This is a genomic window from Pacificimonas sp. ICDLI1SI03 (assembly GCF_054740865.1).
On record NZ_JBSQAU010000001.1, the window covers coordinates 171,152 to 191,223 of the forward strand.

Here is a 20,072-nt window from a genome sequence, read left to right on the forward strand (position 1 = left end):
GTATAATGTCCCGCAAGAGCCCCGCAAAATTGGAAGTCCGGAACGCCATACCGTCCGACGTGCCAGGCATCGTAGACCTGATCGGCCAAGTCTATGTCGGTGTCGAGAACTACACGCCCGGCATGATCCGCGGGCAGATCAACAATTTTCCAGATGGCCAGTTTCTGGTCATCATGGAGGGTAAGATCGTCGGATATTGCGCGTCGTCGCGCATCGACGAGGCGGTGGCTCTGGCGCCGCATGACTGGGAAACCATTTCGGGCAATGGCTATGGCAGCCGCCATGATCCCACCGGCGACTGGCTTTACGGCATCGAAATGGTGGTGGCCGCAAAGCAGCGCGGCCTGCGTATCGGCAGACGGCTTTACGAGGCACGCCGGTCTCTCGTCGAACGGCTTGGCCTGAAGGGTGTGGTCTTCGCAGGACGCATGCCCGGTTATGCCCGCGCGAACCGACGCTCGCGCAATCCCGTTGCCAGCCCCGCCGACTATCTGGCCGGCGTCGAGGCCGGAAAGTTGCGTGACACGACGCTGGGATTCCAGCTGAAGAACGGCTTCGAACCCATCGGCGTTCTGGAAAATTACCTGCCCGAGGATAAGCCGTCGGGCGGACACGCGGTCCACATGGTGTGGCGCAACCCATATCTGACGCCGGGTGAGGATCCCAAGTTCCGCATTCAGCGCAGCGTGCGCGGTGTCCGCCTGGCGACCGTGCAGCTGCAGGCGCGGGCGGTAAAGGATTTCGAGGAATTCGTCTCCAACATCGAATATTTCGTCGATGTCGCGGCTGATTACGATGCAGATTTCGTCGTCTTTCCCGAACTCTTCACCCTTTCCCTGCTCAGCTTCGAAAAGAACAAGCTGACCCCGATGCAGGCCATCGACAGGCTAAGCCAGCATACCGAACCCTTGGTAGAGGCGCTGTCGACACTGGCGCTCGCCTATAATGTGAACATCATTGGCGGCTCGCACCCCACGCGCACGGCCGACGGCGATATCCAGAACGTCGCCTATGTCTGCCTGCGCGACGGCTCCGTCCATGCCCAGGAAAAGGTACACCCCACCCCCGACGAAGCTTATTGGTGGAAGATAAAGGGCGGCGACGAGGTCGGCGTCATCCAGACCGATTGCGGCCCCATCGGCGTCCTCATCTGTTATGACAGCGAATTCCCCGAACTTGCCCGCCGCCTGGTCGACGAAGGCGCGCAGATCATCTTTACTCCCTTCTGCACCGACAGCCGGCAGGGTTATATGCGCGTGCGTTATTGCTGCCAGGCGCGCGCCATCGAAAACCAGTGCTTTGTGGTTCTGTCCGGCAATGTTGGTAATCTGCCCGGGGTGGACAATATGGACATTCAATATGCGCAGTCCTGCATATTGACGCCGTGCGATTTCCCCTTTGCGCGCGACGGCATCGCGGCGGAGGCGAGCGAAAATATCGAGACGCTGACGATTGCCGACGTCAATCTTGACGATCTGACATGGGCACGCGCGGAGGGGACTGTGCGAAACCTCGCCGACCGCCGCTTCGACCTTTACCGGATCGACTGGACGCGAAAGAGCAAGGCCGCGGCCCCGCCCGCGCATGGCCATCATTCACCGCACCGCGCGCCCGGCGGCGGTTGACGACCGGCAGGGGTTCAGTCGGCGTCCAGCGTATCAAGAAAATCCTGAATACGCTTGGCGTTGACGCCGAAGTCAGACTTCCCTTTGCGGGACTTGGACCTCATATCGACGCGGATCTCTCCATTGTCTGGGCTTAGTCGGATGACGATATCGTCCTTGAAGCGCAGGAAAGGCGTTGTTGCGACAGCCTCGATCTGCCCGCGCGCCGCATCGCTGGCGACTATATTCCACCCCTTTCCCCGCGCGGCCGCCAAAGCCCGCGCATAGGCCGTTGCGGCGTCGACATTCAGGCAGATGGGACCCAGCGTCTCATGTCGTTGCGCATGCTCTGTTACCGTCGCCGGATCGAAGTCCGCAGGCGGATCGTCCTGCAGGAAGAAGCGCGGCGGGTCTGCCAGATCAGTGGTTATGTCATTCAACATCTTATCTGATCCATTCAATCGCCCCTGATCTCGGCAAGCAAGTTGCGGATGCGCGCTGCATTTGCTCCTAGATCGCTCATACCCATCCGCGATTTCGAACGAACGTCAACCAGTGAAGAGCCGTCGTCCCCGGGTCGCACGCGGATCACCACATCGTCCTTGAATCCGAACCAGGCCGTCGTCGCGGTCGCCTCTATGCGGCCTGCGACGGGATCGCTCGCCACTAGTTCAAGCCCTTCTTCCTCGACCGCCGCCATCGCATCGCCGTAAGCGGCTTCAGGTGCCCTTTGCAGGCGCAGCGGCTCGATATCGGGATATGCCTCCAATTGTTGCGCCGTAAAGGCGGTTTCATATTCCGCCTTGTTGGGCGCATCGGCGCGTAGTGGCAGGATTTCCACGAACTGTGGCGGGTCTTGCGTATCGGTCGTTATATCGTGGATCGGCGGTACGTTCGCGCCTGTGCGAACGATCGACATCATGAACAGGAAAGGTGCGCCTGCAATCAGCAGGGCCAGCACCGCCAGGCCCGTACCCCGCCGCGCACGCCGGTCGATAATGATGGCGACAATGGCGAGCAGAGCGATCACCCCGGCTGCCAGCGTGCCGAATTGCAGCGGCGCCATGACGCTGCGGAACGGAACGCCCGCAAAACGTACCAGCGGTCCGCAAAGAAGGATGACGAGGGCTGCGACGATTGCCGCGACCAATAGTGTTTTGGTGAATTTTCCCGCCCGCTTCATATCGCGCCCTCTCGTGCTGGGCGGACATGCCGGCCCTTTGCATCCTGCCTCGTTGCGATGGGCCGTCGGATCCCGATCGTCAACATGTCCTATGTTATAATTTGTATCAATTTTAGCCATGCAATTCGCTATGAAACCAAACAAATAATGGTATGTTGTGGGTAAGGGCAATGAGGGGCAAAAAAATGGGTCCGACGCAGGGGGATCAAAGCTGCCTCGTCAGCAAATTACGCCATTTCGTTGAGCTTTCGGAGCAGGACAACGAACTGCTTATCCGGTTCGAGGAAGAGCAGCGCGAGTATAAGAAGCGCGATCTCGTTCGGGCGGAGGGAGACCCGATTGAGGATCTGTTCGTCGTCAAGAAGGGCTGGTTCATCGGCTATACGACATTGCAGAATGGAAAGCGGCAGGTGCACCGCCTGTATCTGCCAGGCGACCTGATCGGTACGCATGAGGTCGTGTGCGAGCGGGCGACCTATGATGTTGCCGCGACATCCGACGGCATTCTGTGCCCTTTTCAGAAAATCGGTCTTCGCCATGTGTTCAGTAACAGCCCGCGTCTGACCGCGCTCCTTTACTCGATCGAGGCGCTGGAGCAGGTCGCGCAGGATGATCGTTTCCGCGCAGTCGCCCGCATGGATGCAACCGGACGGCTATCCTACCTGCTGCTGCAGATCGTCAGCCGCCTTCGCCTGACCGAGGACAATATGCATGACCGGCTGAAGCTCCTCATCAATCAGGAACTGATCGGGGATATGCTCGGACTGACCGGTATTCATGTGAACCGGACCCTGAAGTATATGAAGGAAATCGGCCTGATCGATCGCACCGGCAGTGTCATCAACTTACTGCAGGAGGACCGCATGAAGGAACTCGCCAGTTTTGACGACCGCCATTACAAGATCGATACAAGTTGGTTCCCACCCCTCATCGAGTAGGCGGCCCGCGTCGGCGTTCTGGCGCCTGTCTTCAGATGCCCGCCCACCATTCATAGTTGGCGCGGTCTTCCCAATATCCGCCCTTGCCGCCGCCGATTGATGTGAAGTCCTCAACAGCCTGAATGGCCATCACATATTTGGCGTGCTTGTATCCCAATTGCCGCTCCGACCTCAGGCGCAGTGGCGCGCCGTGGGCGACAGGCAGGGTGCGGTCGTTCATGCCATAGGCAAGGATTGTCTGCGGGTGACGCGCCTCGACCATGTCGATGCTCTCATAATAGGGGACGCCGCCAATCTCGTCGGCGCAGCGGAACATGACATAGCGGGCACGGTTCGACACCTGAGTCAGGTCCAGCAGCCGCGACAATTGCACCCCCGTCCATTTGCCGATGGCGCTCCAGCCCTCGACGCAATCGTGACGTGTAATCTGCGTCCGGGCGGGCAGGGCGCGTAGCTGCGACAGCGAAAGATTCAGTGGTCTGGTGACCAGCCCTCCAACGCTCAGCCGCCAATTTGCGAACCCCTCTGCCTCGTGGCGTGCATAGCTAGCCGACGCCGGCTGTCTCGTGCCATTGGCGCGAAAGACGGGTGACATTTCCGCCTCGGTATATTCCCGTGCCAGTGCGCCGCGCGCTGTCACCAGGCGTTGCGCGTCAAGCGTTAGCCGTTCGACCGAAGAGAGAAGATTGTTCACCGGCTTCGTCGCGCCAATGCGTTCGCATCCGGGCAGCAGCAGGCTGGCACCCAACCAGGCAAGGATCGTACGTCGGTCAGTCATGCGGAGCCTCCTTGGGCATTTTCAGCCTTCCGGTGATCATCGACCGGATCTCGTTTATCGGCCCCGCCAGAATGACGAGCGCGATATGGATGAAGATGAACCCCACCAGCAGGAATGCCGCGATGAAGTGGATTGATCGCGCGGATTGCCGCCCGCCGAATATGTCCAGCAGCCAGGGCCAGGCCGCGTTCATATTCGGCGACATGGTCAGGCCCGTACCCACCAGCAGCGGCAGGATGACCAGAACGATGCCGGCATAGCTGAGCTTTTGCAGCAGGTTATATTTCTCGTTCCCGCCATGCAGGAAATTCAGCCGCAAATGCTGCCTTATGTCGTGCCACAATGCAGCGGGGGTCAGTTGTGACCTGCGCGGAATCAGGTCGCGCCAGATGTGACCGTTGAACAGGCTCCAGATGAAATAGAGGAGGCCCGCCACGCCAAAGATCCACGCGCCCAGGAAGTGAAACCGGCGCCCCGCGCTCAGGCTGTATTCCGCCGGAATGGTGATCCAGTGGGGAAATGCGCGGGTTCTCACCTCCCCGTCCTTCTCGAACACCCCAAGCACGCCCGTCGTGTCGATCTCGATGCCGGCGATATTGACGAACCCCTGCCGCTCGCCCGCATCGGCACGCGCACCGATGGTTAGCCAGGGCGTGTCGAAATTGGCGCCATAGTTGCCCCAGTAAAGTTGCGGGTGCGCGTTGAAGATGCTGGCGCCGCTGCCGATGAGCAGGAATACCGCGATCACGTTGACCCAATGCCAGATGCGCGTCGACAGACGGTGTCGCTTTACCAGGCCGCCCCCGGTCGTCCTCTTCGCCATCGCCGCTGCTCCCATAGGCCCGGCGCTTGATTTAACTGAGCGCCGAGGGTGACCACAAGTGCGGACGCCGGTCACATGTACGCGAGTGCCCGGGCAGAGCCCCTGTATTGCTTTGGTATGACACCTTGGTTAGTGTGCCCGTATGATATCTAACCATTGGAGTCGTATCGGCATGTTGCGCAGTTTCCGTCGTTCTTGCATGTCTGCGGTCGCATCCGTGGCTCTTGCCGCCTCACTTGGCCAGGCCGGTGCGGCGCAGTCCGCCAGGGCCGCCGCACAAGATGCAGACCTCATTCCGCGCCATGCCCTTCTGGGCAATCCCACGAAGTCGCAGGGACGAATCAGCCCCGACGGCAAGTGGGTCAGTTGGCTCGCACCGCGCGACGGGGTGATGAATGCATGGGTCGCGCCTGCCAACGACCCCGCCTCGGCCAGGGCAATCACGGACGACGCGAAGCGCGGCATCGCCAGCCACAGTTGGACCCCCGACAGCCGTTTCGTCCTGACACAGCAGGACAAGGGCGGCGATGAGAATTTCCACGTATATGCAACCGACGTGGAAAGCGGCACTACGCGCGACCTGACGCCGGTCGCGGACGGGGTCCGTGCCGCGGTCCAGTCCGTCAGCCGCGAGCGGCCGGGTGTCGTGCTGGTCGCCCTGAACGACCGCGATCCACAGCTGATGGACCTGTATGAAATCGATTATGCTACAGGCGAGAAGAGGCTGGTGGCGGAAAATCCCGGCTTTGGCGGCTGGGTCGTCGATCATCAGAACCGGCCGCGATTGGGCATGGTCAGCAGCGCCGGGGGCGGTGCCGACTATTTCCTCGTCGACGAACAGGGCGGCAAGGGCGAAAAGTTCATGTCCGTTGGCAGCGAGGACTATTTCAATACCCAGCCCTTCGCCTTTTCGAAGGACGGAACGCAGCTATACCTTGCGGACAGTCGCGACCGGAACACGTCGGCGGCCGCCATAATGGATCTGGAAACCGGAAAGCAGGTGGTTCTGGCAGCAGACGAGCGCGCAGACATTTCCGATATCCTGTTCGACCCGACGACGTACGAGCCGCTGGCTTACGCGGTAAACTATGAGCAGGAGGAATGGACCGCGCTCGATGATAGCGTGCGGGCCGACCTGGAATTTTTGCGATCGCGATTCGACGGACAGATCAACATCGCCGCCGCAACCGACGATAATCGGAAGTGGGTGGTCGTTGACGACGCCGCGCAGCAGCCCGGCACCTACATGCTGTATGACCGCGACGCCGGGACCCTGACCGAAATGTTCACCACTCGGCCGGAACTTGCGGACGCTCCGCTGCAGCCGATGCATCCGAAGGTAATTAAGGCGCGGGACGGTCTGGACCTCGTCTCATATCTGACTCTGCCACCGGGCAGCGATCCGGAAGGGACCGGTCGACCCAATCAGCCGGTGCCCATGCTACTTTGGGTACATGGCGGCCCGTGGGCGCGCGATGAATACGGCTATAATTCGGTCCATCAGTGGATGGCGAACCGGGGCTATGCTGTTCTCAGTGTGAATTATCGCGGCTCCACCGGCTTTGGGAAGGATCATGTGAACCGCGCCATCGGCGAATGGGCGGGCGCCATGCACGACGATCTGATCGACGCCGTCGACTGGGCGGTGGATGCGGGTATCGCGATAGAGGACAAGGTCGCCATCGGCGGCGGGTCCTATGGCGGCTATGCAACCCTGGTCGGTGTCACCTTTACCCCGGACAAGTTCGCCTGCGGTGTGGACATTGTCGGTCCTTCGAACCTGATCACGCTGATGGAAAGCTTCCCGCCCTATTGGCGTCCCATGCTTGAGGGGACCTTCTACCGCCATATCGGCGATCCTGCTGAAGAGGATGCGCGCCAGGATCTGATCGCCCGTTCGCCGCTGACCCGCGTCGACGCGATCAAGGTGCCGCTTCTGATCGGACAGGGCGGCAATGATCCGCGCGTCACGAAGATAGAGGCCGACCAGATCGCGAATGCCATGCAGGAGAAGGGTCTGCCCGTCACCTACATCAATTATCCCGACGAGGGGCACGGCTTTCAGGAGCCTGCGAACAGGCTCAGCTTCTTTGCCGCCATGGAGGGATTTCTGGGTCAGTGCCTTGGTGGTCGTGTTGAACCCATCGGCCAGGATTTTGAGGGCAGCTCCGCTGAAATTATCGCCGGGTCCGAATTTGTCGAAGGGCTGGACGATGTGGCGGGGCCGAATGACGCATTGGGACAGCGCGAATGAGCGCCGGTGGGAACCGCACTGCCCTTCCGACGCGTTTGCGCGTATCTATGCTGATTTACGAAGGCGGACATGACCATGGCTAGCGACACCTCCACCGAAGCTCCCGACGCGCCTGCCGCATTGAAGCTGGATGCTCCCGATCCCGTCGTGCGGGTGGATGCGGAGAAGGCTGCCGGTCTCGTACCCATTGATGATGAGAAAAAGACGAAGCTTGAGGAAAATGTCGACAGCTTCATCGCTGAACTGAGCCAGCAGGATGCCAACTCGCCCGAATTCGGGCGCCGCGTGGATCAATTGACGGCCCTCGGCCGCGCCGAAATCGAGGAGGCGGCGAATTATTCCAACCGCTTCCTCGACCGCCCGACGCGTTCGATGAATTCGGAAAGCGATATCGGCAAGGACCTGACCGAACTGCGCCGCACGGTCGAGGATCTGGATCCCGGCAAGCGCGGCAAGATGCTGACCAAACGTAAGTTGTTTGGCATCATCCCCATGGGCAGCAAGGCGCGGCAATATTTCGCCGGCTATGAATCCGCTCAGGGGCATATTTCCGCCATCCTGAAACGGCTTGCCTCTGGCAAGGATGAGTTGCTGCGTGACAATGCCGCGATCGATGTAGAGCGCCAGAACCTGTGGAAGACCATGGGCAAGCTGGAGCAGATGATCTTCGTCGCCAAGACGCTGGACGGAAAGCTGGAGGCAAAGGCTGCCGCTTTAGGCGCCAGCGAGCCTGCAAAGGCAAAGGCGCTGCGCGAAACGGCGCTGTTCTACACCCGGCAGCGCGTCACCGACCTGTTGACGCAAATGGCGGTCACTGTGCAGGGCTATCTTGCCCTCGATCTTGTGAAGAAGAACAATATCGAGCTGATGAAGGGCGTTGATCGCGCCTCTACCACCACCGTCAGCGCACTTCGCACCGGCATCACTGTCGCACAAGCGATGACCAATCAGAAACTCGTGCTCGACCAGATCACCGCACTCAACACGACGACGGCCGGCGTGATCGATTCGACGGGCGAGATGCTGCGTACCCAGACGGGCGAGATTCACCGCCAGGCCGCATCGGCGACCATTCCTCTCGAAACGCTGAAGCGTGCCTTTGAAAATGTCTATGCCACGATGGATGAGATCGACAGCTTCAAGCTGGAGGCGCTGGGCTCGATGAAGCAGACCGTCAACCTGCTGACCGACGAGGTTGAGAAGAGCCGGGGCTATATCGCCCGAGCCGAGGGGGTGGAGCAGGGGAAGCTCAACGGTTCGAAACCCGCCTTCACGGCGATTGAGGGATAGGCACATGGCGGGCGCGGTCGATCAGGTTCTTTCCAAATATGAAGATTTCACCACCCGTGCCGACCGGCAGCTGCGCGATCTGCAACGCAGCAATGCGGGACGCGCGGCAACCCGCCGGATAGAGGCGCGCGAACGGTCACCGTTACGGACGAAGGCAAAGCGCGCCGCGTGGATTTTCACTGGCGTCTTGCTCCTTTCGCTGCTCTTCGCGATGTTTGTCGGCAGCCTTGGCATTGACGGGTTCATACTCCTGATCCTCGCGCTAGCCGCCGCGATCATCGTTCCCTTCCTGATCCCCGACCGCACGCGTCAGGAGCCGGAGGTGACGCAGGACGTGATCCGTAATGCCGAACTTGGCGCGCTCCCCGTGCGCGTCGAAAGATGGCTCGCTGCGCGTCGGCACGAACTGCCTTCGACCGCGCGCGTTCAGGTGGACGAGCTTCTCCTGCGTCTCGAGGTGCTGGCCCCACAGCTTGAAAAAGTGGGCGGCGATGCGCCGGTCGTTACGGACGCGCGCAGATTGATCGGAGAGGAACTGCCCCGGCTCGTCACATCCTATATCGACGTGCCTGCCAGCTATCGTGAAGCCGGGGGGGATGCCGACCGGCAATTGCATGAAGGGCTGGCGACGATTTCTGCCGAACTGAAACGGCTGTCTGAACAGCTTGCCGCCGGCGATCTCGACCGCCTGGCAATCGAAGGCCGATTTCTGGAGATCAAGTATAAGGCAGGCGAAGGCGTGCAATAGGCTTTGCGCTGTTCCGCCCAATCCCTGTCCGCGCGGGACTAAGTGAGCCGAAGCGAGTTCATCAGACAGGGTCGGTCGGAAAGTCGACGAGATATTGTCCGGCCTCCGCATCATGCTTGAACTTGGCGCGCAGCTGGCGGACCATGCCTTGCAGAATGCGGGCACTTGCCGTGCGTTCGCTTACCGCAAAAATATCGGCTCCTCGAAATTCCTGGCTCGTCAGGGTCAGGCGGGCGCAGGTTTCATCCGTCCGCGACAGGGCGATATTGACGCTCATCTGATGGCCATCGCCCAACCGGGTCCCCGTCGCGGCAATCAGTTCCGTGATCAGGAAGGATACCGGGACTGCGGCATCCTGCCCCACGAACACACCATCCAGCGATGTCGAAATATGGGTGCTGACGCCTTCCGTCGATTCAACGCTCGTTTCCAGGCCGGTGGACAAATCGTTTATCAGGGCGGCCAGATCCACACCCTTGGTGACATCGTCGGCATATAGCCACCGATGCACGTGGGCGAGCGCCGTAACGCGCATCTGAATGGTGCCGTAGGCGCGCTGCTGCCCCGGATCGAGCGTTGCCCGCGATTTTACGCTGATGAGACTGGTGATGATTTGCAGATTATTTTTGACCCGATGATGAACTTCCCGGATCAGGCGGGACTGGGCGGCAATTGCCGCCTCGCGCTGCTTGCGCCCTGCCTTCTGATCCGCCGCGAGCCTGTCATAGGCGGCGGCGAACTCGAGGAATTCGCCTGTTGATCCCGCCCTATCGACCAGGGTGATGGTGTCATCGCCCGCCGCTCGTCTCTCCAGCCCTGCTCGCATGTTGCGCAGCGGCCTCAGGACACTTCGCCGCAGCGTCGCCCATGAAATCAGCAGCGCCGCAAGCCACATGAACGGCGGCACGAATATACCCGCGATCACGCTCCATCTGAATGGCGACAGCGGCTCCGAATAATTCACTGCCAGCCCACCCAAGCGCGTTGGCGCGATCAGGCCATAGCTGCCATCCTCCTGCAGCGTCGGCACCGTCGATTCCTCTGTGATCTCCATGCCGTCCGCCACCTGAATGGTGAGGGTCGACCCGGATGGCCGCACGACATTAGCCAGTTCCGCCCGCAGGCTGCTGATCGGCACCACGCCGACGATGCTGTCGCCCTGCGGTGCGTCGCTGCCGCCCCTTACCGCGAAGATCATATTGTTACGCTGCTCAGAGAAGAACAACGCACTGCCCAGCTCCGAAGTCTGAAGTTCGATGGATCGAACCCTGTCGATCTCTACCGGCGAAAGCGCGCCTCCCTGTGTCGACTTACAAATCACATTTCCATCACGGTCGAGACGGTAAAGCGCGGAAAACAGCCGGTCCAGTTCCACGAAACGCGACAATTCGCGCGCGCACGCACCTTCGATCCGCTCACGCGCGGGCCGCTGCAGTACCAATGCGCGAAGGACGAGGCCCCGATCCTGAAAGACATCGCTGACGACACGGGCCAGCTGTGTTCCCCTTTCCTCGACGCGCTTGATGGCATCGTCGCGCGCATTCATGAAGCTGCTGACCGACAGCAGCGCCGCCAGCAGCCCGATGGGCAGCAGGGCAAGGCTGAGCGCCTGCAGAAACTGCGTCGACAGCGAACGTCCGTGGATCTCTGGTCCGGACGTCTCTGAATCATCATGTCCGGGCGCGGGGGAAGTGCTCATGGCAAGCAGCCAACAAATGGGTTATGGGTGCGTTCCGAACGGGGCGTCCGAATTTGTTGGTTGCCCTCAGCCGAGAACGCTAGTCTAAGGGCGGCGTTCGCCAGTTCGAAGTCCAAGTTTGACGGAGTCATATCACCTTATGTCGCTCGCTACGGAAATCGCCCCTCATCTTCCCTACCTGCGCCGTTATGCGCGCGCTCTGACGGGCTCTCAGGCGGATGGCGACGCCTACGTTCGTGCAGCGCTGGAGGCAATCGTCGCCGCGCCTGACAGCTTTCCTAAAGACGTTGATGCCCGAATGGGCCTTTACAGAACGTTTCACGCCATCTGGTCATCTGCGAGTGTAGAAGTCAGCGACGAGCCCGGCGACGGGTCGGAGTTCGAGCGTGTCGCCCATGAACGGCTGAAGAATATAACGCCCTTGTCGCGTCAGGCACTGCTGCTGACCGCCATGGAAGGTTTCTCGAATGAGGATACCGCCTTCCTGATCGACCGCGACGCTGACGAGGTGTCAAAGCTGGTGCGGGAGGCTCTGTCGGAGATCGACGCCCAGACGAAGACGACCGTTCTCATCATCGAGGACGAGCCCATCATCGCCATGGATATTGAAAGCATCGTTCTCGATCTCGGTCACGATGTGACCGGCATCGCGACGACGCGCGACGAGGCGGTAGCTGCAGCATTTGATCAGAAGCCGGGGCTCATCCTCGCCGACATTCAGCTTGCCGACGATTCAAGCGGCATCGACGCTGTCAAGGATATCCTCGAAAAGTTCAGTGTGCCGGTCATCTTCATCACGGCATTCCCCGAACGCCTGCTGACGGGGGAACGGCCGGAACCGACATTTCTGATCACAAAGCCTTTTCAGCGGTCGACGGTCAAGGCCGCGATTGCCCAGGCATTGTTCTTCCGCTCGACCGCAGCGGTCCCGGCGTAAGTTGCGAAGGGCTTTTCAAGGCCCTATCTGATTAACTGGTTTAAGAAAGAAGTGACACATGGACGAGCGCCAAGAGGAACATGAAGAAGTTGCGAAGCAGGAAGCTCGTGCGGGCGAAACCCCGGGTATTGGACGTTATGTTCTCCTTATTTCGGTTGTCCTGATCGTGATCGGCATGGGTGTGTTGCTGGTTTTCGCCAGCTAGTATTTTAAGTTTCGAACCGACCGTTGGGGGGAAGAATGTCAGCATATCCGGCTTCGGAGCCAGTTTCCAAACCGGGCGACGAGGGCAGTGCTCTCGGGTCGGACGTTGGGGGCTATCTCCGCTCAGTATTCGCCGGTTCGGCGGCAGAAGCGTTGCCGCCCATGTTCCAGCAACTGCTGGACCGCCTGCATTCCGAACCCGCAAAGGCGGCGAAGCCCGATACCGAGCAATTGTCCGACGCCGATTTCAAGGGGGAGCTTGCCCTTGTCATTCCCCATCTGCGTGCCTTTGGTCGCTCGCTTTCCGGAAATGCCGACACCGCTGATGATCTGGTGCAGGAAACCCTTTTGAAGGCGTGGGCGGCACGACATCGGTTTCAGGCCGGCACCAATATGCGTGCGTGGACATTCATCATTCTCAGGAACCTGTTCCTCAGTCAGATGCGGCGTGCCCGGTTCAAGGGAGAATGGGACGATTTCACCGCGGCGAAGATCCTTGCCGCACCGGCGGGTCAGGACCAGCAGATCGAGCTCGCTGATCTGCAGCGTGGCCTCCTAGAGCTGCCCCAGGCACAGCGCGAGGCACTGATCCTGGTGGGTGCGGGTGGTTTCGCTTATGAAGAAGCTGCCAATATTTGTGGATGCGCAGTAGGTACGATCAAGAGCAGGGTCGCTCGCGGCCGGTCGGCGCTGGAGGCGATATTGGCTGACGGGAATTTGCCGTCGCGTACCAACAGCACGATGCGGCAGGATCCCGATGGTCCCCTGAAAAGCATCATGGGGCAGGTCGACGATCTTTCCAGCCGGTAGAATTCTATGGCCCGTTTCGCCGGGATATCCCCGGCAGCGCCACCGGCGGCGCTATTTCAGTTTTGCGAGCAGTTCCTGAAATTCCTGGGTTAGCGGCTCGTCGAGGGCATCATCATATAGTCGCCGCAGCGATGCGCCGAAAATACGATCCCTGTTCTGGTTTTCCATGTCGCGTTTCCTCTCCCGCTTTTTATCGTCTTCCCGCGCATCCCGGCCTGCAGCGTCGTCGCGCTCTTCTGGAATTTCACTCGCCATGATAATGCTAACGTCATGAACAGCCGCGCGTTCCCCTCAACCGAATGGTAACGGCGGAATCCTTCGCGGACTGTTGCAGCGAAGCCGCACTGGCCGACGCCATTGCGCTGGCCGAACGTCACGCACCTTTTCTGCGGGCGCTGATGAAGCGGCATCCGCATTGGGGGCGGGAGATTGCTGACGCGGGGCTGGCCGCTTTCATCGCGGCCCCCGTGGAGGCGGAAACCGTCGCCGTGGAGTTGCGCCAACGGCGTCAGAGGGTGGCACTTGGTACCGCGCTTGCCGACCTGTCTGGCGCATTCGATCTGGTGCAGGTCACCCGCGCCCTGTCCGATTTCGCTGACGTTGCCATAGATTCAGCGGTTCGGCAGGCCTTTGTCGAGCGGGTCGGCGAACCGTCGCCTCAGGGTTTCACGGCCATCGCTTTGGGAAAGCTCGGTAGCCGGGAGCTCAATTATTCCAGCGATGTCGATCTGATTTTCATTTACGATGGCGACCGCATCGCCCGGCGAGAGGGCGACGATCCAGACAATGCGGCCGTTCGCATCGCGCGGCGTACCGCGGAATTGCTGCAACAGCCCACAAAGGACGGTTATGTCGCGCGCGTCGATTTGCGCCTGCGTCCGGACGCAGAGGTCAACCCCGTCGCGATCCCGCTTCGCAGGGCGGAGCTATATTACCAGTCGGGAGCTTTGACGTGGGAACGCGCGGCATTTATCCGCGCCCGCGCCGTGGCCGGCGATATGGAAATGGGCGAGACGTTTTTGCGCGTGATCGACCCCTTCGTCTGGCGCCGCTCCCTCGACTATACGGCGATCCGCGATATTGAGGACATGTCGCTGAGGATACGCGATCATTACGAGGACCGGCAGACGCTGGGCCCCGGCTTCGACCTGAAGCGGGGCCGCGGCGGCATTCGGGAGATCGAATTCTTTGCGCAGGTGCAGCAGCTGATCTTTGGCGGACGCGACGAGAATCTTCGCATTCCCGATACGCCTGGTGCGCTCGCGGCGCTGGCGGATGCGGGTCAGATCGATCGGGCGCTGGCCGCTGATCTGTCGGCTAGCTACGAACTGCTGCGCAACGCGGAACATCGGCTGCAGATGCGGGAGGACGCCCAAACTCATTCGATCCCGACGCGAAAGGAGGACCGTAACGCCTTTGCCGCCCTGTGTGGAGAGGCCAGCTATGCCAGGCTTGAGGCGAAATTGAAGCCACGTCTCGATCGGGTCTCGGCAGCCTATGACGAACTGACCGCTCGTGCGGAACGGCCACCCGTGCCGCGTGGCAAGGCGCTCGCGGAATATGTAGCGAAGGCGGGCGTCGGGTCTCGACAGAGTATGGTGCGCTTGATCGAAAAATGGCGCGACCGTGCCTATCCGGCGCTTCGCAGCGATGCCGCGCAGCGGGAGCTGGAGCAGGCTCTGCCACTGCTAATTGAGGCATTTGCCGCGCTCCCCAGCGTCAGCAATGCGCTTAACCGGTTCGATGATTTTCTGGGGAGGGTGCCGAGCGCACTGCGCTTTTTCGCGCTGATCGCAGCCAATCCCCGCTTGGCCGGTCTTCTGTCACGCGTCATGGGCCACGCACCATTATTGGCGGGCAAACTCGCGCGCCGACCGGATCTGTTCGACGCCATGATCGGCGGCGCATCGGCAGACCTTGCCACGCGGGACGCGCTTTGCGAGCGGGCGGCGGCGGTTGTGGGGGCGGCGCCGGATTTCGAACGTTCGCTCGATGCCGCGCGGCATTGGGCTGGCGAACAGCGGTTCACCATTGGTGTGTCGCTGCTGGAGGGCAGGGCGACTCCGGCGGAGGCCGCGCGTGCCTATGCCGACACTGCCGATGCGGCGATCGCCGCCTTGACCAATGCTGTCGTCGACGATTTCGCGGAGGCGCATGGACGCGTGGCGGATGGCGATCCGATCGTGCTCGCCTTCGGTCGCTACGGCGGCAGGGCGCTTACGGAACGATCCGATCTGGACCTCGTCTTTCTCTTCTCCGGGGCGCACGAAACCAGATCTGATGGACCCCAGGCGTTGGGTGCTACGGGGTGGTTCAATCGCATGTTCCAACGTCTGGTATCGGCTCTTACCGTGCCGACTGCAGCCGGGCCGCTTTATGAAATCGACACCCGCTTGCGGCCTTCGGGCGCGCAGGGGCTGCTGGCGGTCAGCCTCGACACTTTCGCGGCCTACCAGGTCGAAACTGCCTGGACGTGGGAGCATATGGCGCTGACCCGTGCCCGTCTCGTCGTCGGTCACCAGCATGAGGATGCGGTGCGCATTGCCATTCGAGCCGCTCTCGATCTGGAACGCGACCCAGATGTTCTCCGGCGCGACGTCAGCCAGATGCGTGCCGACATGATGGCTGCGCACCCGGAAACGGGTCCGCTGGACGTGAAACGGGGGCGCGGGGGGCTTATCGATCTGGAATTCATCATTCACTATCGGCAGTTGCTGACGGGCGTGGCGCTCTCGCCGGAACTCGGCGTAGCGCTTGATGCGCTGATCGCCGACGGCCAAGTGGACGCAGCTCTGCTCGACGCGCATCGGACCTTGTCTGCTTTCCTCGTCATGTCGCGTCTGGTCGGGGATGCGATAGAAGGACCGGGCGCCGCCGCCACGCGGGGATTGGTGGCGGCCCGTTGCGATGCCCGCGACTGGACATCTTTGAAAGCGGACATCGCGTCTGCACGCCGCACTGTCGCTGCGGAATGGAAACGGCAATTTGGAAAGGACTGACCATGGCAACCGCACCGCAAGAGGGCGAAAAGGCCCCTGATTTCACGCTGGCGGGAGAGGGTGACCGGACGTTCAGCCTGTCCGATTATTCGGGCCGAAAGCTCGTTATTTATTTCTATCCGAAGGACGACACGCCCGGCTGCACGAAGCAGGCGATTGGGTTTACCGCCGATGCAGATGCCTTTGCCGCCGCCGATACAGCCATCCTCGGAGTGTCGAAGGACACGGTCGCCAAGCACGGAAAGTTCCGGGAAAAACACGACCTCGCCATCGACCTAGGTTCCGATCCTGAAGGCGAAGTGATCGAACGATATGGCGCCTGGGTGGAAAAGAACATGTACGGCCGCAAATATATGGGCATCGAACGGTCCACCTTCCTGATCGACCGTGACGGCACCATCGCCCGCATCTGGCGAAAGGTCCGCGTGAAGGGCCATGTCGAACAGGTGCTGGAGGCGGCGCGGGCTCTGTGAGCCGGACTGCGAGCAAGCATTTGCCCGCTACGCTCTCGGAAGCGGCGCGGGCGGTTCTCGGCATTGCCGATCCGGGCAAAAAGGCAGCGGAGAGTCGGCGTCTGGCGGCGGCGTGGCGCGCCGGAGAGATTGAGTGGGCGTTTACCGGCTCGCTGCCCGACAGGCCCGCGCGTCCGCCGCAACCCACATTGCTGCCGCCATCGCAAATGCCGCGACGGGGGAAAGCGGGGTCGCTTCGTTCCCGCGTCGCGCTTCTCCATGCGCTTGCGCATATCGAGCTGAACGCCATCGACCTTGCCTGGGATGCGGCCGCCAGATTCGGTGCCACCATGCCGCGTGCATTTGCCGATGACTGGGTTTCCGTCGGCGATGACGAGGCGCGCCATTTCGATCTGCTCGCGACGCGTCTTGCAGACCTGGGCGGCGCTTATGGCGACCTGCCGGCGCACGACGGTCTATGGCAGGCGGCGATGGATACCGCGCACGATCTGCCTGCCCGCCTGGCCGTTGTACCGCAGGTGCTGGAGGCGCGCGGCCTCGATGTTTCTCCAGCGACAGCCGAAAGGCTCGAACGCGCTGGCGACACGGCAAGTGCCCGCATCGTTGGGATCATCTACCAGGATGAAATCGGGCATGTGCGAATCGGCAATTACTGGTTCCGATTTCTTTGCAAATCGAATGGCCTCGATCCCGTTTCGACGTTCCGGGCATTGGTCGAAAAGCACTTCACCGGTCGGTTGAAGCCGCCGTTCAACGACTCAGCGCGCGAATCAGCCGGTTTAACGAAGGAATTCTACGCGCCGCTTGAATCGGGTTAACCATCTGGGCAGGTTTGACCGGTAAGCCGATCCGAATGTGGGTCATTTACGATTTGTTTGAGAGGAAATGTCGCCGCCGTCTGGACCGACGTTCGCGACTTGGGGACTGCCTGTTTATGAAACATTCCATTTCGTCGCTGCTCGGCAAGGTTTTTCAGGACCGTGAATTCCTGCACTATAATGGCGAAAAGGGGATGAGTGTTCTGAAGATCAGCGCGCGGACACAAATGTCTGCTGCCGCGGTCGGCGTAGCGCTTCTGGGATCGGTAACCGGCCTGGCTGCCACCGCCGGGCCAGATGAGGCACTGCTGCAGGAACTCGCCGAGAGCCGCGCAGAAGCGCGGGCCATGCGGGCAAAGGTCGCCACCATTGAAAACGATGTGATGATGCAGACGGCGCGCATGGAACAGCGCCAGCAATTCCTCGCCAGCCTGTTCGAAGGGGACGCCAGCCTCGATCAATTGGCCGCCATCATGCCCAAATCCGGGACTGCGGTTGTTGAGTCCGCTTCTCTGATGAAGCCATTCCAGAAGCTTGAGCAGGAGCAGCTCGCCTTCGTCGAACAGGCCGCCACCGCTGCGGAGGCCAGGTATCGGGACAAGAGCGCGTCACTGCGCGATCTCGGGCTGCGTCCGGAACGCTTCATGCGCCAGTCGCAGGCCATGGGCGGACCCGAAATCGCTGCCGATGCGCAGGGCGGCCCGCTGGAAAGCGCCGAGCCGCGTTTCGCGCAATTGTTCATGAGCTGGAAAAAGCTCGATCTCCTTGAAAAGGAACTCAGCGCAGTTCCCAGTTTCAAGCCTGTGAAGGCCTACACCTACACCTCTGGCTACGGTGTCCGCTTCGATCCGTTCAAGGGCACCACCGCCATGCACCAGGGCGTCGACATGGCTGGTCCTGTCGGAGAGAAGATCTATGCCGCGGCAGAGGGCAAGGTCATTCGCGCCGGGCGAACGGGCGGATATGGCAATATGGTCGAAATTGACCACGGCAAGGGGCTGACCACCCGCTACGCGCACATGTCGCGCCTGGGCGTGAAAGCCGGCGACCGTGTCACCCGAGGTGAAGAAATCGGCGGCATGGGGTCCACAGGCCGCTCCACCGGCTCGCATCTGCATTATGAGGTTCGCATCGACGGCAAGTCCGTCAATCCCATGCCTTTCCTCGAAGCGGCCGACTTCGCCGCCAATACATCGGGCACGATGACGGGCATTGGCGGCGGCGACGAGTAACGCGCCGCCAGCGTTCTTGCCTGGCCAGATCGGTCCGGCTCGCATTGCACCTGAGGCCCCGGCACCCTAAATCTGGGCCATGTCCCATGTCAGTCTTTCCCCCGCCGCCGCGTCCCGCATTGCCACCATTGCCGCAAAGCAAAACGCTCCCGCCATGCTCCGCCTCAGCGTAGAGGGAGGAGGCTGCGCCGGTTTTCAATATAAATTCGGCCTGGAAAGCGCCGCCGAAGAAGATGATCTGATCAGCGAGACCGACGGCGTCAAGCTGGTCGTCGATCCGGTCAGCATCGACCTGATCGACGGGTCAGAGGTCGACTTTGTATCGAACCTTGGCGGGTCTTCTTTTCAAGTGAAGAACCCGCAGGCTGCCTCCGGCTGCGGCTGTGGCACGTCCTTCTCCATCTGATGCGGATTGCCACGTTCAACGTCAACGGCATCAAGGCGCGACTGCCCCGCCTGCTGGAATGGCTGGACGAGACGAAGCCTGACATCGCCTGCCTGCAGGAACTGAAGTCGGTCACGGAAAACGTGCCCGTCGCCGACCTTCAGGATGCTGGCTATCATGCGCTGGTGCACGGTCAAAAGGGGTTCAACGGCGTCGCGATCCTCAGCCGGGAACCCGCCGAGCTCGTCATGGCGGGCCTGCCGGGCGAGGACGGGCTTGAGGACGGAAAGGATGATCACGCCCGCTATATAGAGGTGGACGTATCGGGTCTTCGCGTTGCGTCCATCTACCTTCCCAACGGCAATCCCGTGCCGGGCGCGAAGTTCGATTACAAGCTGCGCTGGATGGATCGCCTGCGCGAACGTGCGGCGCACTTATGGGACGCAGAGGTGCCGACCGTCCTTACCGGCGATTTTAACGTCGCCCCTGAACCGCGCGATGTATTCTCCGTGCGCGCGATGGCGGGCGATGCGCTGACGCAGCCCGAAAGCCGGGCCGCGTGGCGGTCGATCCTTTCTCAGGGCTGGCTTGAGGCGCTGCGCGCCGTCCATCCCCACGATGAAGAACTCTATACCTTTTGGGATTATCAGGCGGGCGCCTGGCCGCGAAATGCCGGTCTTCGCATCGACCACCATCTGCTGAGCCCGACCATCGCCGACCGCCTTCTCGACGCTCAGGTCGACAAGGAATATCGCGGCCGCGAAAAAGCCAGCGACCACGCCCCCGTCTGGATCGAAATCGCGGACTAGGTCTTCCAAAACCCCGGGGGATTCCAATCGAAGCGTTAGTAAAGGGGGCGACATCCCGGCGCGCAGATCCGTGCGCGTCTTGAATATG

At 61.2% G+C, this 20,072-nt stretch carries 20 protein-coding genes; 14 read left to right on the forward strand and 6 right to left on the reverse strand.

What is annotated here, in order from left to right; translation table 11 throughout:
* Positions 1 to 5 precede the first annotated feature (5 nt).
* Complete coding sequence (locus ACSMXM_RS00795; protein ID WP_460313108.1) at positions 6 to 1,625, forward strand: nitrilase-related carbon-nitrogen hydrolase; 1,620 nt, start codon at positions 6 to 8, stop codon at positions 1,623 to 1,625.
* A gap of 14 nt (positions 1,626 to 1,639) precedes the next feature.
* Here ACSMXM_RS00795 and ACSMXM_RS00800 read toward each other — a convergent pair whose 3' ends face one another.
* Both ACSMXM_RS00800 and ACSMXM_RS00805 read right to left on the reverse strand, forming a co-directional pair.
* Positions 1,640 to 2,047 carry a DUF1499 domain-containing protein gene (locus ACSMXM_RS00800; RefSeq protein WP_460313110.1) on the reverse strand — a complete coding sequence of 136 codons (408 nt, stop codon included), beginning with the start codon at positions 2,045 to 2,047 and terminating at the stop codon, positions 1,640 to 1,642.
* 14 nt (positions 2,048 to 2,061) lie between these two features.
* Positions 2,062 to 2,787, reverse strand: coding sequence for a DUF1499 domain-containing protein (locus tag ACSMXM_RS00805; RefSeq protein ID WP_460313112.1), 726 nt, complete (start codon positions 2,785 to 2,787; stop codon positions 2,062 to 2,064).
* A 170-nt stretch (positions 2,788 to 2,957) separates the two neighbouring features.
* On the opposite strand from ACSMXM_RS00805, the gene ACSMXM_RS00810 reads away from it, so the two are divergent.
* Positions 2,958 to 3,725, forward strand: a complete 768-nt coding sequence (locus ACSMXM_RS00810; RefSeq protein WP_460313114.1) for a Crp/Fnr family transcriptional regulator — start codon at positions 2,958 to 2,960, stop codon at positions 3,723 to 3,725.
* Between the two features lie 31 nt (positions 3,726 to 3,756).
* On the opposite strand, the gene ACSMXM_RS00815 is transcribed toward ACSMXM_RS00810, so the two are convergent.
* Both ACSMXM_RS00815 and ACSMXM_RS00820 read right to left on the reverse strand, forming a co-directional pair.
* Positions 3,757 to 4,503: a molybdopterin-binding protein gene (locus ACSMXM_RS00815; RefSeq protein WP_460313116.1), complete on the reverse strand. Its 747-nt coding sequence runs from the start codon at positions 4,501 to 4,503 to the stop codon at positions 3,757 to 3,759.
* Positions 4,496 to 5,326 carry a cytochrome b/b6 domain-containing protein gene (locus ACSMXM_RS00820; RefSeq protein ID WP_460313118.1) on the reverse strand — a complete coding sequence of 277 codons (831 nt, stop codon included), beginning with the start codon at positions 5,324 to 5,326 and terminating at the stop codon, positions 4,496 to 4,498. Before ACSMXM_RS00820 ends, ACSMXM_RS00815 begins: the two co-directional genes overlap by 8 nt.
* A 199-nt stretch (positions 5,327 to 5,525) precedes the next feature.
* Here ACSMXM_RS00820 and ACSMXM_RS00825 point away from each other — a divergent pair, with 199 nt between their 5' ends.
* The 3 genes from ACSMXM_RS00825 to ACSMXM_RS00835 all read left to right on the forward strand — a co-directional run bounded on the left by ACSMXM_RS00825 (position 5,526) and on the right by ACSMXM_RS00835 (position 9,618).
* Complete coding sequence (locus ACSMXM_RS00825; RefSeq protein ID WP_460313120.1) at positions 5,526 to 7,580, forward strand: S9 family peptidase; 2,055 nt, start codon at positions 5,526 to 5,528, stop codon at positions 7,578 to 7,580.
* A 75-nt stretch (positions 7,581 to 7,655) separates the two neighbouring features.
* Positions 7,656 to 8,870 carry a toxic anion resistance protein gene (locus ACSMXM_RS00830; RefSeq protein WP_460316321.1) on the forward strand — a complete coding sequence of 405 codons (1,215 nt, stop codon included), beginning with the start codon at positions 7,656 to 7,658 and terminating at the stop codon, positions 8,868 to 8,870.
* Positions 8,871 to 8,874: 4 nt separating this feature from the next.
* A complete protein-coding gene (locus ACSMXM_RS00835; RefSeq protein ID WP_460313122.1) occupies positions 8,875 to 9,618 on the forward strand; it encodes a hypothetical protein in 744 nt (247 codons plus the stop codon).
* 61 nt (positions 9,619 to 9,679) lie between these two features.
* On the opposite strand, the gene ACSMXM_RS00840 is transcribed toward ACSMXM_RS00835, so the two are convergent.
* Entirely contained in the window at positions 9,680 to 11,317 is a 1,638-nt protein-coding gene (locus ACSMXM_RS00840; protein ID WP_460313124.1) for a sensor histidine kinase, read from the reverse strand.
* 139 nt (positions 11,318 to 11,456) lie between these two features.
* On the opposite strand from ACSMXM_RS00840, the gene ACSMXM_RS00845 reads away from it, so the two are divergent.
* The 3 genes from ACSMXM_RS00845 to ACSMXM_RS00855 all read left to right on the forward strand — a co-directional run bounded on the left by ACSMXM_RS00845 (position 11,457) and on the right by ACSMXM_RS00855 (position 13,268).
* Positions 11,457 to 12,254: a response regulator gene (locus tag ACSMXM_RS00845; protein WP_460313126.1), complete on the forward strand. Its 798-nt coding sequence runs from the start codon at positions 11,457 to 11,459 to the stop codon at positions 12,252 to 12,254.
* A 58-nt stretch (positions 12,255 to 12,312) separates the two neighbouring features.
* Positions 12,313 to 12,459, forward strand: coding sequence for a hypothetical protein (locus ACSMXM_RS00850; protein ID WP_460313128.1), 147 nt, complete (start codon positions 12,313 to 12,315; stop codon positions 12,457 to 12,459).
* A 161-nt stretch (positions 12,460 to 12,620) separates the two neighbouring features.
* Positions 12,621 to 13,268 (forward strand): sigma-70 family RNA polymerase sigma factor, encoded by a 648-nt coding sequence (locus ACSMXM_RS00855; protein WP_460316322.1) that lies wholly within the window; start codon positions 12,621 to 12,623, stop codon positions 13,266 to 13,268.
* 51 nt (positions 13,269 to 13,319) lie between these two features.
* On the opposite strand, the gene ACSMXM_RS00860 is transcribed toward ACSMXM_RS00855, so the two are convergent.
* Positions 13,320 to 13,523, reverse strand: coding sequence for a NepR family anti-sigma factor (locus ACSMXM_RS00860; protein ID WP_460313129.1), 204 nt, complete (start codon positions 13,521 to 13,523; stop codon positions 13,320 to 13,322).
* A 44-nt stretch (positions 13,524 to 13,567) separates the two neighbouring features.
* Between ACSMXM_RS00860 and glnE the strand changes: the two genes are divergently transcribed.
* The 6 genes from glnE (at position 13,568) to xth (ending at position 19,984) form a co-directional block, all read left to right on the forward strand.
* Positions 13,568 to 16,267: a bifunctional [glutamate--ammonia ligase]-adenylyl-L-tyrosine phosphorylase/[glutamate--ammonia-ligase] adenylyltransferase gene (gene glnE / locus ACSMXM_RS00865; protein WP_460313131.1), complete on the forward strand. Its 2,700-nt coding sequence runs from the start codon at positions 13,568 to 13,570 to the stop codon at positions 16,265 to 16,267.
* Positions 16,268 to 16,269: 2 nt separating this feature from the next.
* Complete coding sequence (gene bcp / locus ACSMXM_RS00870; RefSeq protein ID WP_460313133.1) at positions 16,270 to 16,740, forward strand: thioredoxin-dependent thiol peroxidase; 471 nt, start codon at positions 16,270 to 16,272, stop codon at positions 16,738 to 16,740.
* Between the two features lie 20 nt (positions 16,741 to 16,760).
* Positions 16,761 to 17,558, forward strand: coding sequence for a ferritin-like domain-containing protein (locus ACSMXM_RS00875; RefSeq protein WP_460313134.1), 798 nt, complete (start codon positions 16,761 to 16,763; stop codon positions 17,556 to 17,558).
* Positions 17,559 to 17,674: 116 nt separating this feature from the next.
* A complete protein-coding gene (locus ACSMXM_RS00880) occupies positions 17,675 to 18,790 on the forward strand; it encodes a M23 family metallopeptidase (protein ID WP_460313136.1) in 1,116 nt (371 codons plus the stop codon).
* A gap of 79 nt (positions 18,791 to 18,869) precedes the next feature.
* Complete coding sequence (locus tag ACSMXM_RS00885) at positions 18,870 to 19,196, forward strand: HesB/IscA family protein (RefSeq protein ID WP_460313138.1); 327 nt, start codon at positions 18,870 to 18,872, stop codon at positions 19,194 to 19,196.
* Entirely contained in the window at positions 19,196 to 19,984 is a 789-nt protein-coding gene (gene xth / locus ACSMXM_RS00890; RefSeq protein ID WP_460313140.1) for an exodeoxyribonuclease III, read from the forward strand. Before ACSMXM_RS00885 ends, xth begins: the two co-directional genes overlap by 1 nt.
* Positions 19,985 to 20,072: the final 88 nt, after the last annotated feature.

Coding starts and splice junctions, on each gene's coding strand:
- ACSMXM_RS00795 (WP_460313108.1), top strand. CDS start 6: ATGTCCCGCAAGAGCCCCGCAAAATTGGAAGTCCGGAACGCCATACCG.
- ACSMXM_RS00800 (WP_460313110.1), bottom strand. CDS start 2,047: ATGTTGAATGACATAACCACTGATCTGGCAGACCCGCCGCGCTTCTTC.
- ACSMXM_RS00805 (WP_460313112.1), bottom strand. CDS start 2,787: ATGAAGCGGGCGGGAAAATTCACCAAAACACTATTGGTCGCGGCAATC.
- ACSMXM_RS00810 (WP_460313114.1), top strand. CDS start 2,958: ATGAGGGGCAAAAAAATGGGTCCGACGCAGGGGGATCAAAGCTGCCTC.
- ACSMXM_RS00815 (WP_460313116.1), bottom strand. CDS start 4,503: ATGACTGACCGACGTACGATCCTTGCCTGGTTGGGTGCCAGCCTGCTG.
- ACSMXM_RS00820 (WP_460313118.1), bottom strand. CDS start 5,326: ATGGCGAAGAGGACGACCGGGGGCGGCCTGGTAAAGCGACACCGTCTG.
- ACSMXM_RS00825 (WP_460313120.1), top strand. CDS start 5,526: ATGTCTGCGGTCGCATCCGTGGCTCTTGCCGCCTCACTTGGCCAGGCC.
- ACSMXM_RS00830 (WP_460316321.1), top strand. CDS start 7,656: ATGGCTAGCGACACCTCCACCGAAGCTCCCGACGCGCCTGCCGCATTG.
- ACSMXM_RS00835 (WP_460313122.1), top strand. CDS start 8,875: ATGGCGGGCGCGGTCGATCAGGTTCTTTCCAAATATGAAGATTTCACC.
- ACSMXM_RS00840 (WP_460313124.1), bottom strand. CDS start 11,317: ATGAGCACTTCCCCCGCGCCCGGACATGATGATTCAGAGACGTCCGGA.
- ACSMXM_RS00845 (WP_460313126.1), top strand. CDS start 11,457: ATGTCGCTCGCTACGGAAATCGCCCCTCATCTTCCCTACCTGCGCCGT.
- ACSMXM_RS00850 (WP_460313128.1), top strand. CDS start 12,313: ATGGACGAGCGCCAAGAGGAACATGAAGAAGTTGCGAAGCAGGAAGCT.
- ACSMXM_RS00855 (WP_460316322.1), top strand. CDS start 12,621: ATGTTCCAGCAACTGCTGGACCGCCTGCATTCCGAACCCGCAAAGGCG.
- ACSMXM_RS00860 (WP_460313129.1), bottom strand. CDS start 13,523: ATGGCGAGTGAAATTCCAGAAGAGCGCGACGACGCTGCAGGCCGGGAT.
- glnE (WP_460313131.1), top strand. CDS start 13,568: ATGGTAACGGCGGAATCCTTCGCGGACTGTTGCAGCGAAGCCGCACTG.
- bcp (WP_460313133.1), top strand. CDS start 16,270: ATGGCAACCGCACCGCAAGAGGGCGAAAAGGCCCCTGATTTCACGCTG.
- ACSMXM_RS00880 (WP_460313136.1), top strand. CDS start 17,675: ATGAAACATTCCATTTCGTCGCTGCTCGGCAAGGTTTTTCAGGACCGT.
- ACSMXM_RS00885 (WP_460313138.1), top strand. CDS start 18,870: ATGTCCCATGTCAGTCTTTCCCCCGCCGCCGCGTCCCGCATTGCCACC.
- xth (WP_460313140.1), top strand. CDS start 19,196: ATGCGGATTGCCACGTTCAACGTCAACGGCATCAAGGCGCGACTGCCC.